Below are 15,294 nucleotides of genomic sequence, written 5' to 3'. Positions count from 1 at the left end.
CTTCATGATAGTAACCTCCTTATATGATAGATTTATAAAATGACATCAGATTGGCTGAATCTTAATTGTGATTATTCAACCTATCCAATAATTATGCTCTGATTCGATTGAGGATATTTTCCAGTGGGACAACTTCTGCAAATCTGCTGTTCCAAACAGAATCTTCGAAGTATTTTGCCATATCTTCTCCTTTGGAGAGAGAAGAATCGAAGGTAGAAGTACATCCTTTTGGAATAATGACATTATATCCGTATTCAAATGCAACTCTGCAAGTTGTGTCTACACACAATTCCGTTCTCATTCCTGCCATAATGATATTTTCTGTTCCACGTTTTTGCAGTTCTTCTGATAAGTTTGTGTTTAGAAAGGCACTGCACTTAAATTTATCAATGATAATTTCATCGCCTACCGGAGCAACCTCGTGGTAGATTTCCCATCCCGGGATTCCCGTTTCCAGTATTCCGCCCGGAGGATTGTTCTGTCTGACATGAATTACTTCCACATCATTTGATCTTGCACAGTCGATTAACTGTACGACATTTTCAATAAACTGTTCTTTATTTGCTGGGCGATTGTTGATTCCTGCGTTTTGAATATCAATCACCATAAGCACTGTATTTTTCAAAAACGATTCCTCCTCAAAAAATGAAATGGTGTATGTTAGGCTGTATTTAGGAAAAGTATTTTTTAAAAATAGCTTTTTCTTGGACTTGTTGATACTTGAATACACAGAATGTAACCGAGTCATACAAAATATTATATCACAAAAATGGTATTGTATAAAATCCATGTTTCTCTTTTCTGTCCAAAAACTATGGTTTTAATAACTACATGATTAAAATCAGATTCTGATAACAAATATTAGACTCTCTTGAAAGAATAGCATAATTCCTTTCAAATTTGATTTACTATTATCCATACCATAGAATGCCGGAAATGAAACATTATTTTTGATGGAATAAGTAAAATACAATTTGTTTTATGATAGAATGTGAAAAAAATATAGTCGAACTTATTTTGCAAAAGACAGATGGAGTTTGGAATCACATCAATTTGAATGATTTGATATAGTAATAGATAATGATATGAGAGTAAAGTGAAAGATGGATAGGATATTTGAGATACGAATGTTTTGGTGAGAAAGAAGGAACACATGAGGGTTTAAGAATAGAGTTTATGGTATAATGAGAGAGAAGTTGATATAAGAAATCAAAACAGATAGAGAGTATACAAAAAAGGCGTGTTCAGGAGGAGATTATGTTACATATTTTGAGTTCCGCTTCTATACAGAGAAATAAGGAACGCATTTTGGAAAACTACCAAAAACAGGAATCGGAGCATTCTGCTTATATTGTTGTTCCGGAGCAGTCAACCATGCAAATGGATGTTTGGATTTTGGATGAGCTGAAGAGGGAAAGTTTGATGGATTTGAGAGTGGTAAGTTTTCAAAAACTTTCCAAAGAAGTATTGGAGTCCACTTTCGGTGCGAATCGACCTTATATTGATAATATCGGAAAAGCCATGGTACTTCGAACTGTATTTGAGGATTTTCCGGAAGAATTTGAGCTATATCGTCCGGTGGCACAACGACAAGGATTTTTGACAAAGATGGAAACATTGCTGACAGAATTGAAGAGAAATGATATTCAAAGCGAAGCGCTGAAAGAACTGGCGAATCATTCTGAAGATAAATTATTTTCTCAAAAATTAAAAGAAGTTTCTTTTCTGCAAGAACAGATGGAATTGCGTTTGACAGGACATTATGCAGACAGTGAAGATAAGATGAATATGCTTGTGAATCAAATTGCATCTTGTGATTGGATTTCTGACTTGGATTTTTATTTTTTCGGATTCCACAGTTTTACGGCAATCGAACATAGAATTGTGGAGCAGTTGATTATGTTTGCACACAATGTGTATATCGCTTTGCCGATGGAAGAAAATGAAACTTCTGATACAATCAACTTGTTTCAAACAACACAGGAGACGATGAAAAAGTTAAGGGAATTTGCGCAAAAATCAAACATCCCTGTTAAGGTAGAATTTGAGGATACAACACCAGTTTTAGAGGAATTTCAACTGTTAGGTAAAAACTTATTCGATTATAAAAGTGTAGTGTATCCACAGGATACTTCTTCCGTTTCTCTTACAGTGGCAAAAACAACGGAAGAAGAAGTTCATTGGATTTGTAATAAAATATGTGAATTGGTGCAGGAAAAGGGATATCGATACCGTGAAATCGGACTGTTGGTGACCGATATTCGAGAGTATGGTCGATTTATTCGGCAAATTTTTCCGATGTATCGTATTCCGGTATTTGTGGATGAAAAAAAAGATTTGATTCACAGTCCGGCAATGCACGCAATTTTTTCCTTATGGGATATGGTATCCAACGGATTTCGATATGAAGATGTTTTTTCATTTTTGAAGGCAGGGTTCACTTCCTTTTCTCAAAATGAAATCGAAAGATTGGAAAATTTTGTTCTGGCACATAAGATTCGAGGAGAAATGTATTTTCAGGAAAAATATTTTCTGAAAGGAGAGGAATCTGAGGAGGAACGCCATCAGATATTGGACATTCGACAACGATTTGAGGATATGTTGTTGCCGTTTTACCGTTCTATCAAAAAGAAAGGGACAGTGGAGGAGTTTGCAAAACAGAGTGTATCTTTTTTGATTGAAAAAAATTTCCCCCAAAAAATTGAGGAATACGTAGAAGAATTGAAAGAGTCGGGATTGGAAGAGTTTGCCGACGAAAATCGACAAGTGTGGAATCTTTTTGTTTCTATTTTGGAACAGATGGTCGAATTATTGGGTAGTCGTATGGTAAAGGCGACAGAATTCAGGGATATTTTGTATGCAGGAATTCAAGGGCATAAGGTCGGAATCTTGCCTCCGTCACAGGATCAGGTCATTGTCGGAACGTTGGATAGAAGTCGAACAACACCGACAGAGCATCTTTTTGTGGTTGGATTGCATGACGGAATGTTTCCGAAAGTTCAAAAAGAGGGTTCCGTTTTGGAGGAAGATGAGAGAACAAAACTGTTGCAGTATGGATTCCATCTTTCTTCTGTTCGGGAAAAGCTTCAGGCAGAGGAACGGTTGAGTTGGTACAATCATATCACACAGACCAAAACGGCAATTTATTTGTCGTATTCCGAAATGTCCTACGACAAGAAGGTATTGTACCCATCTTTTTATATAGATAAGATTCGTAGACAGTTTCCGAAAATGAATGTGATAGTGCCAAAGAGGTATGATGATTCGATGTTGTATTCCAAACAGGCTTTTTTGCAACAGTTGGCACAAATGACAAGATCGGTTTTGGAAGAATCCGATTCTTTGGAACAGGAAGAACGAGCATTTTGTTTGCGGGGATGGGATTATTTGAAACAACAACAGGAAGAGATGTTATTTCAATCTGCTGTTTCGGAGAATCCGAGCGTAAGATACATTCCACAGAAATATGTGTCTTCTCTCTATGGAAACAAGGTATATTTCAGTGCATCCGGCTTGGAACAGTATGCACGTTGTCCATACAAACATTTTATCCATCGTGCACTTTCTCCTAAAGAGAGAGCAAGGTATGAGATGGAAGAAACGGATATCGGTATTTTGGTTCATGGATGTATTGATGAATTTACCGAGTTTCTAAAGAAACATCCCGAAGTATCTGAACAATGGGAAGAAAAGCACAATCAAGAAGAAATCAATGTGATTTTTTCACAGTATGCAGACAAGATGTTGGGAGTTTCTTTTGAAGACAATGCAAGAAATCAATATTTATTGCGTAAAATTCGAAAAACGACAGAAGAAACTGCTAAATATGTAGTTCGTCATCTCAATTCAGGGACATTCAAAATATGGGGACAAGAAGTAGGATTCGGATATGGGCAAGACTATCCGGCAGTAGAATTGATAGAAGATACCGCTTATTTAAGGGGAAGAATTGATCGTGTCGATGTGTGTCATAAAGACGACAAAGACTATGTCAAAGTCATTGACTACAAGACAGGAAAGAAAACATTTCATCTCTCCGATGCGTGGCAAGGATATGATTTACAGTTGCTGTTCTATCTCTATGCGTTACTGTATAGTCGGGCAATTGGAAAGGATAAGGTATATCCTGCGGGAGCGTTTTATTTTCCGGCAGTTTATTCTTTACTTTCGACAGAGGAAGAAAACGCGGAAAATATTGAAAAATTGCAAACAGACAGTTGGTTGATGGAAGGAATTGCCTTGAAGGAAGAGGAAATTTTGAAGGCAATGGATCAACAAATCGAAGAAAAATCATCTGTATTTCGTGGAGTTGGTCGCAAAAACACATTTGAAAAAGATAATTTATTGACACAAGAGGAATTTGAACAGATTTTGTCACATAGTTATCAGCTTGCAAAAAACATGGCAACAGAGATTTTGGAAGGGAAAATACAAGCGAGCCCGACAATGGAAAAGGGAAATCGAAAAGCGTGTGATTTTTGTAGGTATCAGTCGATTTGCGGGTTTGATGAGAGAAAAAAAGATTGTACCTATCGTATGGTCAAAGAGTACAGTTACGAACAGATTAAGGCAGAAATAGAGGAACAAATCCATCCATCTGAAGAAAAGGAGGAGAGCCATGAGTGAGAAAAAACAGGAACGAGAAGTATCTTACACCAAGGAGCAACAGGCTGTTATTTATGAAAAAAATAAGAATATCTTAGTTTCTGCAGCGGCAGGCTCAGGAAAGACGGCAGTTTTGGTGGAACGAATCCTTACAATTGTAGAAGAAGAACGGGTAGACATCAATCGGATGTTGATTGTTACCTTTACCAATGCGGCAGCAGGCGAAATGCGTGAAAGAATTTCAAAAGCATTTGCCAAACGATTAGGTCAAGAAGGACATAATACTGCTTTTTTACAGGAACAGATGATTAAGATTTCAGAGGCTTCCATCAGTACCTTACATTCTTTTTGTATTGATGTGTTGCGTCAATTTTTTCATGCGGCAGACATTTCCCCTTCGTTTACTATGGCAACAGAGGCCAATGGTTCTGTTTTGAAGGCAAAGTCATTAGAGGAAGTGTTGGAAGAAAGCTATGAAAGAGGAGATGAAATATTCTTTCAATTGGTAGATGCCTATGGAGGGAACAAATCGGACAAGGCGTTTGTAGAGTTGGTAAATCGTATTTATCAATTTATTCAAGGTCAACCTTATCCATTGAAATGGTTGAAACAAAAATCGGAGCAATTGGATTGTTCCAAAGAGGAATTTTTGCAATCGGATGTCATGCATTTCTTTTTGGAACAACTCAGATTTGAATTGGATAAGATTCTTGCATCCTGTGAAGAAGGATTCAGAATGAGTGTAAGATATGACCTTCCTTACTTGGACAATCTTGAAGATGATAGGTTGCAGATTGAGAAATTGAAGAAGTCTTTAGAAGAGGGACTTGATGCATTCGTGAATGCGCTTGAAACTATTTCATTTGGAAGACTAAAGACAGTTACAAAAGCGCAGAAAGAATCCGGCTCGTTTCCGGAGGATATTTTAAATACGGTCAAGGAGATTCGAAACCAAGATATTAAAAAAGCAGTAGACAATTTAAAAAAAACAGTAGGAACAGGAAACCAAGAACGATATTATCAGCAGATGAAAAACATGGCACCACTTATGATGGAATTATATCGTTTTGTAGAACGGTTTTCTCTTCGCTATCAAGAAAAGAAAAAAGAACAGGAGATACTTGATTTTTCCGATTTGGAACATTTGGTGCTCAAATTATTGGAAGATGATTCCATCCGACAAGTATTACAACATAAGTATGAGTATATTTTCTTTGATGAGTATCAAGATAGCAATTTAGTACAAGAAACTATTATTCATGCGATTTGCAGAAAAAACAATTTGTTCTTTGTGGGAGATATGAAACAGTCTATCTATGGATTTCGTCTTGCAGAACCAAAGTTATTTCATGAACGATATGACAACTATAAAAATAGTCAAAACGGTCTTTCCGTAACGATTGATTTGTCGAAGAACTTTAGAAGTCGAAAGGAAATTTTAGATTTTTGTAATGATATCTTCTTTTCGTTGATGACAGAGCAACTTGGAGAGATTGATTATACGCAGGAATGTCAAGCATTGGTGCACGGTTTGGAATATCCTGAGCAAAGCGACTCCGTAGAACTATGTTTGTGCGAAAAAAGTGAAGAAGTGTCTGCGATTTCTTATCAAGTCATTGCACAAAAAATACAAGAATTGCAAGGAAGATTATGGCAAAATGCAAAAGGCGAGCAAAAAGACTTGCAGTATCGAGATATGGTTGTCTTGATGCGTTCCCCGAAGAATAGTGCAAAAGAATTGGAACAGATTTTGAAAGAGAAAGGGATTCCATGTTATGTAGACTATTCTTCCGTTGGGTTTGAAGTGATGGAAATCTATCGTTTGTTGGAATATTTAAGAGTGATTGACAACGAGATGCAGGATGAAGCTTTGCTTGGTGCAATGGTATCCTTCTTTGGAGGATTTCGAGAAGATGAGTTGGCGGAGATTCGAAGTCACAGGAGAGAGGGAAGTTTTTATGATGCCATACAAGAATATGTAAAGGATTCTGAGGATGGTGTTTTGGAAGAATCTCCCATTTCGTCTGAAAATACGGATTCTATTGTATTAAAACCGATACTACAACAAAAGGTAAAAGATTTCTTTGATAAGGTACAACATTGGAGAAAACGAGAACGGTTTCAACCGTTGTCCGAGTTTTTATGGGATTTGGTAATCGAAACAGGATATTTGAATTACAATGCCTTGTTGGAAAAAGGAGAAGAGCGGACAGAAAACATCGCAGGATTCATCAAAAAAGCAGAGGAGTATCAGTCCCATGAAGGAGAGGGATTGTTTGGTTTCTTATGTTATATCGACCGTATTTTGAGAGAAAAAGGAGACAGTTTAGAAGTTTCTGCACTCTCTGAAAGTGAAAATGTTGTCAGAATCATGAGTATTCACAAGAGTAAAGGTTTGGAATTTCCGGTTGTGTTTTTAGCTGATTTGCAACGCCAGTTCTATCTTCCGGAAAGTCGTGATTCTATTCTATTGCACAATGAGTTGGGAATCGGAGCCAGAGAAGTAAACTTAGACAGAGGAACTTATTGCGACAGTTTAGGCAAAAAAGTGATTCAGATGAAGAAGAAACAGGAGCAGCTTTCGGAAGAAGTTCGGATTTTGTACGTAGCACTGACCAGAGCAATCGATCGACTGATTTTGGTAGGAGAAGTTGCAAGTATTCCGAAGTTTTTGGAAAAAGTGCGAAGTTCCAATTTGACATCGCAACTGAACGGTGGAAGAAGTTATTTGCATTGGCTCACTTCCATTTTGGTCAGACATTTTAACGGTAGAGCATTGAGAGAAACTACTGAGAATATTTGGAATGAAGAGCAGGGAATTCATGGAAGTTCCAAATTTCAAGTCACCTATTATACAGTAGAGAATTTGCGTGAGATAGAACAGTTATCCTATCAGACTTTGGCAGAAAAATTAGAAGAGAACTGCACAGAAGATATTGAGTGGAAACAGAAGTTGGAGCAAAGATTCTTGTATGAATATCCACATCAGGAGGAAGTACAACGATCATATAAAAAAGGTGTAACACAGTATATTAAAGAAAAGAAAGAAGTAAAGGAAGAAAGTTCTGTCATGACAAAAGTCTTAGAGGAGCCTTTTGACAAATTAGAGAATGTTGATGAGGAAGTGTCCGTTTCTACCAATCAAGATACGGTAGAAGAAGTGATGAATTTTTTTGAAGACCATCAACAATATCGACTTCCTCAATTTTTGCAAAAAGAGAAACCTTTAAATGCAGCACGAATGGGAACGTTGTATCACTTTGTACTGCAAGCATTGCCAATCCAATTGTATACGAAAGAGGAATTAGAAAAGAAATTGGATGAATTGGTGGTCAAAGAGTTGTTGTATGCAGAAGATAGAGCACAGATAGACAGTTCCTTTCTAATGAGATTCTTTGAGAGTGACTTTGGAAAAAGAGTAGTATCTGCAGACAAGGTATATCGGGAGAAACCGTTTATGTTGAAAAAAGACGGATACATTTTAGAAGGAATCATAGACTGTTATTTCTTAGAGAAAGAGAAACTGATTCTGTTTGATTTTAAGACGGATCAATATCGTAATGCAGAGAAACATCGTGAACAGTTGGAGCTTTATGCAGAAGCGTTAGAAAAAAACTACGGTCGTCCGGTGGATGAAATCTATGTGGTTTGGTTACGATATGGAACGGTTAGTCGTTTAGATTGAATAAATTACAAAATCATGTTATGATAAAAAATCAGACAAAGGTACCCTTAACCGGTATTTTTGTTTAGAAAATAGGAATGTAACATTTTTTCAGGAATCATAAAGAAAAATGTAATGTTGAGAAAAATACAGATTGTAGGTTTCGTATTGATATAGAAACAATCTGAGCGAGAGGATGCAGAGTAGTGAATAAGATAGCAATTATAACAGATTCTACAACAGATATCTATCAAGAAGATTTGCAGAAGAATGAAAATATATTTGTTGTCCCGATGCATATTACCTATAATGATGGGAGAGAATTTCGAGATGGAGTAGATATTACAGCCACTCAAATTATCAATGATTTGGATGAATTTCGTCCAAAGACTGCTTCCCCTTTGGGAGAAAATTTTGTTAAGACGTTCAAAGAGATAAAAGAAGCCGGATATACTCATGTAGTGGGGGTATTTTTATCAGAAGGAATCAGCGGAACCTATGCAAGTGCGATAGAGTTTGCCAAATTATTTGAAGATGATAATTTCAAGATAGAGATATTGCCGACCAAAGGTGTTTCTATGATTATAGGACATCCTGCCTTGGAAATGGCAAAGAGATCAAGAGAAACAGATGATTTTGGTGAAATTGTTTCTCTTGGAAAAAAACTTTTGGAAAAAACATGTGTCTATTTTGCAGTAGAGAGTTTGAAGTACCTTATTTTGGGAGGAAGAATTTCAAAAATTGAGGGGACAATTGCAGAAATGCTTGATATCAAACCGATTATCGGAGTGAATCAAGAAGACGGAACATTATTGTCTGTTGGAAAAGTGAGAGGACGAAAACGTTCTATCAAAAAAGTCTTGGAAACATTCAAAGACGAAATCGGGACACAAACAGTAGATAAAATTTATGTTGTTCATGGAGAGCGCATGGAAGACGCGAAGTATTTACAAGAATTATTTGAACAGGAATATCCGAATGTAGCAATAGAAATTCATTCTTTGAGTGCTTTGTTAAGTGTACACACAGGTCCCGGAACAATCGGTGCAGCGATATTTTTGAAATAAGAAGAAAAAGGAAGAACGTTCATGAAAAAATCCATGGGTACGATTGATGCCATCTGTATGTGGTTAGGTATTTTGTTAGTCATAGGATCATTGGGATATATAGGTTATACTTTTACGAGAGTTCACGAACGAAAACATGCAATTGAGCAGAGCAAAGAACAATTTGTGAAAATGTCGGAAGTATCTTTGGAGAGTCATCAAGTTGATGAGACTGAGTCACAACAGGAACAACAACTGAAAAAGTATGAAAATGCAATTGGATATATTGAAATTGCAAAATTAGATATTATTTTGCCGATATTTGAAGGAACAGGTTCTCAAGAATTGAGAGATGGAGTTGGAGTAGTAGAAGGAACAAGTGATCCAACCGGAGAGAAAAACACAGTAAGTGTAATTGCCGGACATCGTGGCGGATACAATGGAGCACAGACATTTTTGCATATTGATCAATTAGAAAAAGGCGATGAAATCAAGGTAACCACCAAAGAAAAAGAACTGATTTATCATGTGACGGGACAAGAAGTGATTGAGAGTACAGATTGGACAAAATTTACAAAAGAAAAGGACGAAACGAAATTGATTTTGTTATCTTGTCATCCTTATCCCCAAAATACCGACCGAATTTTAATTTATTCCAAATTAGCGGAAACAAGAGCATTACAACAATAAACAACCCTTTGCCTGTTAGTCCGGTGTGAGGAATTAGAATATCAAAAAAACTCTTATTAAATCAAATTTACTTAATAAAGTGGATAAATAAGAGTTTTTTCTTTGCTGTAACATGATATATGGCAAAATTTGAATAGTGTGTGAAACAGTAATGTAAGTTTATAGTGCTATCTGTTTCGTTACTCTCTTAGTTGCGGAATAGCAGCTGAACAGGTATGGATAGACACAAAAAGGAAAGATAATGGATTGGAAAATATTGAGTTGAAATGTTATGAACAGTTTATCAAGAAAAAGTAGGAGGAAGAATATTACAGATATAACAAATTAGTTCGTTGATAATATTGATTTGTTGAGATTGATAAGTTCGAATTTAACGAATTTAAGTATAGGAATGGCGAAGAATGAATAAAATATGGAGAGAAATATGAGATTGAAATTAGAAAATATGGAATCGGAAAAAACGCAACAATTGGCAAATTTAATCAAAGAATACAATAGATCTAAGAGAGAACCATCTAGAAGTGAACCTCTTAACATTTATGTGGAAGATGAACAGGGCAATTTAATGGCTGGCATGGTGGCAGAGACTTTTGGAAATTGGCTTGAGATTGAATATTTGTATGTCAGGGAGGATTTACGCGGACAAGGGCTCGGTTCAAGAATTCTGAAAATGGCAGAAAAAGAGTCAAGAGAGAGAAAGTGTAAGTATTCATTCGTAGATACTTTTAATTTTCAAGCACCGAAATTTTATGAAAAGCATGGTTATAAAGAAGTGTTTTCATTGAAAAAATATCCTTATACAGGGGAGCGATACTATTATACAAAAGAGTTATGATTTGAAGTGTAGTTCGAAAAGTGGAATCATTTACTATGATAATTATTATAGGTAAATTCCATTTGATCAAGCTCTTTGAACAAGAGATGCTAAAACTGTTAGATCAATAAGATAAGAAACTAAATAGGATAGTAAATTTGAAGTTATAGGGGCAAAAAATGAATTTGATGAGATATTTAAAAGAAAATATGGTTTTAATCCCGGAAGGGCAGGAGCTCATTAGAGATTTTGTTGATCCGATCAAGTGGATGAGTTCAGATTATAAAATGTCTATTCCCGGAACAAAAAAGGAAAAAATTGTGAAAGAAGAATTAGTGATGATTCAATCATTTTTATTGTTAAGATCTCCTGTGACGAATGAATTGTATCATTATGTAATGGATATTGACTATGATATTCAAACAAAACATTTTCCGGTTGTAAATATCAGTTGGATGGATGCAATTCAATTTTGTAACTTGCTTTCCGAAAAACTTTCATTAGAAAAGTGCTATACATTCAATTCTGTTTCAGAAGAAATTGAAGTAGATGATTCAAAAAATGGGTTTAGATTACCAAAAGATGCAGAATGGCAATATGCTTGTAGAGGAAATTGTGAAGGATATCGATACAATAATATTGAGGATATTGCTTGGTTTGAAGACAATTCTGATGGAAGATTGCATGAAGTAAGAACAAAAAAAGAAAATAATTTTGGACTTTTTGATATGATTGGAAATGTTTGGGAATGGTGTTTTGATTTCTATGATGAAGAACGATATGGAAACTATCGCATTTTTAGAGGTGGGAGCTTTGCAAGCGAAAAGAGAGCTTGTGGAGCCACTTCACGGAGAAAGAGCTTTCCGGATTTTAGAATCGATGATTTGGGATTTAGAATAGCAAAAAATAATTTGGAGGGAATTAAGTGAAACATAAAATATTGGAATCAAAAGATAAAACCAAGGTGGTACGAATTGAAGATGAGTCGATTGTAATATCAGATGAACAGTCATTTTTAGATTTGTTTACGACAATCGCTTATGAAACGGGAGAAAATAAATTTATCATTAGCAAAGATAATCTTACAGAAGAGTTCTTTCATCTCAGCAATAAGATGGCAGGAAATATTTTACAAAAAGTAATAAACTATAAAATGAAATTAGCAATCATAGGCGATTTTTCTAATCATGAGAGTAATGCTCTAAATGCCTTTATTTATGAATGTAATCAAGGGAATGATATATTTTTTGTTGAAAGTGAAGTTGACGCTTTAAATAGATTAAGTAACAGTTAGAATGATAAAATTGTAGCCTTATGAACAAGATAGGGTACCCTTTTTACCGGATAATCAGTAAGGAGACTACATACCATAGATTGGTTTATTGATTTTTTATTTTTCAAAATCAGGAAGAAAGGAACAGAAAATGAAAAAAAGAAGAATACATTACTGTTAGGGAAGAAATTATTTCATTTTTCGTTAGAAACAACAGAATGATACTCAAACGGTTCATTTAATCTATAATAATCTATGATACTATTTTCCAGTTCAAAATAAGCAGTCATATCTTCCGGTTGTTCAGGAATTCCTTTTTGCCAGTATAGATTGCCATAATAAAGGTTCATAGCCCAATAGTAAGGGAGATCATGGCTCAATAGCACAGCATCCATTGCAGTTGAAACGGGTTTCGCAAGATGAGATTGAGATACCATTTCAGATGCAGTTTCGTATGAGATACCTACATAATGAGTTAATAAGTGTTTTATCAATTCACAAAAGCTGTACTGATTCACAACAATTCTATCGTCATTATTTTCTAAAACAATACCGTCTTTTAGCATAACTTAAGACCTCCATAATGTTGACTTTTAAATTTATATTGGGTGAATTATATCATATCAACTTACAAAATGGAATTGCCACTGTGATAGTGATTTTTGGTAGATTCTATGGTAATTTATTTATATGTTACAGTATACTCAAAATAATTGGGAAAACATACCTAATACTATTATCTATTAAAACCGATAGGTTTAATACTTTGAACTACACGATTCTCAAAATTATTCTTCAGCAATTGTTCATTCTGTACATCCGATATTTTAAACGTAGAATAGTATAATGTTTTAAGAAAGTAGATAATTGAGTTTTTATTACAAATCGGAGAAATATTTGAAACATAAAAAAACTACATACAAAGCTTGCACCAAGTGAAAGAAAAGTAACCGGAAAGATTTCTACAATGAACATATTGCAGAGATTATTTTATTTGAAAGTCCAAGAAGTATCCGAAAGAGGATTTAGAAAAAAACAAGAGTTTGCATATATCCAAATGGAAATTGCAAGTAATCACTTTGAGAACAGAAAAAGACATTCTATACTCTCAAATTGCAGATATTTGAAAAGAAGTGGAACAATTGGATGCATTAAGAAGTTGTATAGAGAAATGACTGCAAGAAAACAGGGAACTGACAATTCTAAGAGAAGGGGTAGTCAGACATATAAAGAAATACTGAAATATGCTATAATGTCATAGTTGTTGAATGAAACAAAAATTGGAAGTTGTGGAGATAACTGAAATGAATATTATAATGAAAAATACCCCTGAAACATACAAAAAAATGGTGGATGAAATTATACCTCCACTACTTGAACTGTTGAAAGGATTGACTTTATTGGAAGAAGAAATTTTTAAGAGAAACCATGAATTGGATGTTGAAAAATCGATCTTAAAGATTCCTCCCAATCAAATTCATCCGAAATGGAAAGAGCTTATGACAGAATATGAAAATCGTTTTGAAGAGATGGTAACAGGGAAAGTAAGTGAGAACCTAATGTCAAAAGGCTATGCGACTCATTATGGGAATCCAAGCGAGTATTTTTATGTGAACCATGACGATTTTTTGCTGGAATTCACCATGCAACAAGAAGAAATGGCAGTTATTGTCATACACTATCAAGGAGCTGTTGATATGAAACACAAATTCATGATGAGAATGATAAACAAAAAATGGTTGGTAGATGAAAAATACTATGGTTTTGAAGATGAAACACATTGGTATGAGGATAGTATTTGATTATAGATGAAACCGAATTTATAGAAAAAGTCGAAATAAAGACTCCGGATAGTGTTTTGTTACCAATAAGGTTTTGTTTCAGTCTATGAGAAGAGATTAAATAGATACAATTTCAAATTAACATCAGTTCATAATCTCACATTGAATTGATAGACATTCAAAAAAACATTAGAACAGAACATAAATGTAAGAAAACAAGAGAACTGATATCATGAGAAAGTTAGGAATTGGACTGTAAATAGAGATGGAATATGCAATAATATCCCTATATCAAGTGAAACAAATCTTGATTTTTAGGGAACGATATGCTGAAATTGAAATCATGAATAAAATGAAATCATACAAAAAATGAAAGGATTTGTAAGATGAAAGAAAATATGGAATTTGATTGTTTACAAGAGGAACCAAAACTTATCTTGACCTATCCCTATAAGTCTAAATTTAATAACATAGGCTTTTCAGTCTTTGTTTTATTAGGTTTTATTGTTCTGTGGGTATTGAAGAATTATCATACTGATGTTTCAGATAAAATGATTGTAGGAATCGTACTGATTATTGCTCCAATTTTCATATGGTTTATGGGATATTATCTCTTCATCAATGGAGTGAAATTAGAACTTTATGAAAATAATATGCTTAAATATTATACCTATGGCAGTAGAGGAAATAGCATATTACATTTTAAATTTAAACTTGAAGATATCGAACAAATAAAAATGAAGAATCGTCCGTTTCATTGTCTGAAGCTGATCATAAAAATTAGGAACCCTATTTTTTATGGTTTGCATGAGAAGAAACTAAATAAGCTGATGAAGGTAAGTATCATCATAGATAGAAAAAAATCGGATTTTTTTATACAACAGATGGAACATTGCAAAAAAATCAAGGAATCAATTTAGAGAGTGAATTTAGTGGTTGAAAAATTTCCGGTTCCTGAAACGGAATTACCTATATCAAAATTCTATTATCACAAAATGCATCACAGGAATTTTCAGATATAGGAATCGTATGGAACAGTATTGAGAAAATAAAAAAAGTAAAAACTGACAGTCTGTAAGAGAAATAGAAATGTCATTACCCAAAGAATGAAACATGGAAAACAGAGGACTGACACAGGTCAATAAAAAGAGTTAAAGATATCAAACTTGATAAGAGTATGCTTATAGTATCATATATTGGGTGAAACAAATTAAAAGGTGTGAAGGAGGAAAGTGAAATAATGAAACCATATCAGGATATAAACAAAGAAACCATTGATAGATGGGTTGAGGAAGGTTGGGAATGGGGGAAACCAACTTCGCATGATGAGTACATCAGTGCAAAAAATGGAGAATGGAAAGTTTTTCTTACTCCGACTGTTTCAGTTCCACATGAGTGGCTTGGAGATTTAAAAGGAAAGA

Annotated in this window: 11 protein-coding genes and 1 pseudogene; 10 read left to right on the top strand and 2 right to left on the bottom strand. The window is 34.6% G+C overall.

Annotation, left to right across the window (positions count from 1 at the left end; all coding sequences use genetic code 11):
• Positions 1–91 precede the first annotated feature (91 nt).
• Positions 92–625 (bottom strand): cysteine hydrolase family protein, encoded by a 534-nt coding sequence (locus tag ACO5GE_RS04505; RefSeq protein WP_484829737.1) that lies wholly within the window; start codon positions 623–625, stop codon positions 92–94.
• A 632-nt stretch (positions 626–1,257) separates the two neighbouring features.
• Here ACO5GE_RS04505 and ACO5GE_RS04500 point away from each other — a divergent pair.
• The 7 genes from ACO5GE_RS04500 to ACO5GE_RS04470 all read left to right on the top strand — a co-directional run bounded on the left by ACO5GE_RS04500 (position 1,258) and on the right by ACO5GE_RS04470 (position 12,113).
• Positions 1,258–4,626 carry a PD-(D/E)XK nuclease family protein gene (locus tag ACO5GE_RS04500; RefSeq protein WP_484829736.1) on the top strand — a complete coding sequence of 1,123 codons (3,369 nt, stop codon included), beginning with the start codon at positions 1,258–1,260 and terminating at the stop codon, positions 4,624–4,626.
• The gene (addA, locus tag ACO5GE_RS04495) at positions 4,619–8,290 is read left to right on the top strand and encodes a helicase-exonuclease AddAB subunit AddA (protein WP_484829735.1); all 3,672 of its coding nucleotides are present in this window, start codon (positions 4,619–4,621) and stop codon (positions 8,288–8,290) included. Before ACO5GE_RS04500 ends, addA begins: the two co-directional genes overlap by 8 nt.
• Before the next feature lie 185 nt (positions 8,291–8,475).
• Positions 8,476–9,336 (top strand): DegV family protein, encoded by an 861-nt coding sequence (locus ACO5GE_RS04490; RefSeq protein ID WP_484829733.1) that lies wholly within the window; start codon positions 8,476–8,478, stop codon positions 9,334–9,336.
• A 21-nt stretch (positions 9,337–9,357) separates the two neighbouring features.
• Entirely contained in the window at positions 9,358–10,005 is a 648-nt protein-coding gene (locus tag ACO5GE_RS04485) for a class C sortase (RefSeq protein WP_484829732.1), read from the top strand.
• Between the two features lie 424 nt (positions 10,006–10,429).
• On the top strand, positions 10,430–10,840 hold the full coding sequence (locus ACO5GE_RS04480) for a GNAT family N-acetyltransferase (RefSeq protein ID WP_484829731.1): 411 nt from the start codon (positions 10,430–10,432) through the stop codon (positions 10,838–10,840).
• A gap of 158 nt (positions 10,841–10,998) precedes the next feature.
• A complete protein-coding gene (locus ACO5GE_RS04475) occupies positions 10,999–11,748 on the top strand; it encodes a formylglycine-generating enzyme family protein (RefSeq protein WP_484829730.1) in 750 nt (249 codons plus the stop codon).
• Complete coding sequence (locus ACO5GE_RS04470) at positions 11,745–12,113, top strand: DUF4180 domain-containing protein (RefSeq protein ID WP_484829729.1); 369 nt, start codon at positions 11,745–11,747, stop codon at positions 12,111–12,113. Before ACO5GE_RS04475 ends, ACO5GE_RS04470 begins: the two co-directional genes overlap by 4 nt.
• Before the next feature lie 173 nt (positions 12,114–12,286).
• Here the strand turns inward: ACO5GE_RS04470 and ACO5GE_RS04465 are convergent, their stop codons facing one another.
• A complete protein-coding gene (locus ACO5GE_RS04465; RefSeq protein WP_484829728.1) occupies positions 12,287–12,658 on the bottom strand; it encodes a hypothetical protein in 372 nt (123 codons plus the stop codon).
• A gap of 738 nt (positions 12,659–13,396) precedes the next feature.
• Here ACO5GE_RS04465 and ACO5GE_RS04460 point away from each other — a divergent pair.
• The 3 genes and pseudogenes from ACO5GE_RS04460 to ACO5GE_RS04450 all read left to right on the top strand — a co-directional run.
• Positions 13,397–13,894 (top strand): hypothetical protein, encoded by a 498-nt coding sequence (locus ACO5GE_RS04460; protein ID WP_484829727.1) that lies wholly within the window; start codon positions 13,397–13,399, stop codon positions 13,892–13,894.
• Positions 13,895–14,259: 365 nt separating this feature from the next.
• Positions 14,260–14,793, top strand: coding sequence for a hypothetical protein (locus ACO5GE_RS04455; RefSeq protein WP_484829726.1), 534 nt, complete (start codon positions 14,260–14,262; stop codon positions 14,791–14,793).
• 320 nt (positions 14,794–15,113) lie between these two features.
• Positions 15,114–15,294, top strand: a pseudogene (locus tag ACO5GE_RS04450) (SAM-dependent methyltransferase); the annotation flags it as partial.

This window comes from Filifactor sp. (assembly GCF_057248345.1).
Note: the sequence above shows the minus strand (reverse complement) of the source record. Positions and strands in the feature narration are given on the sequence as shown.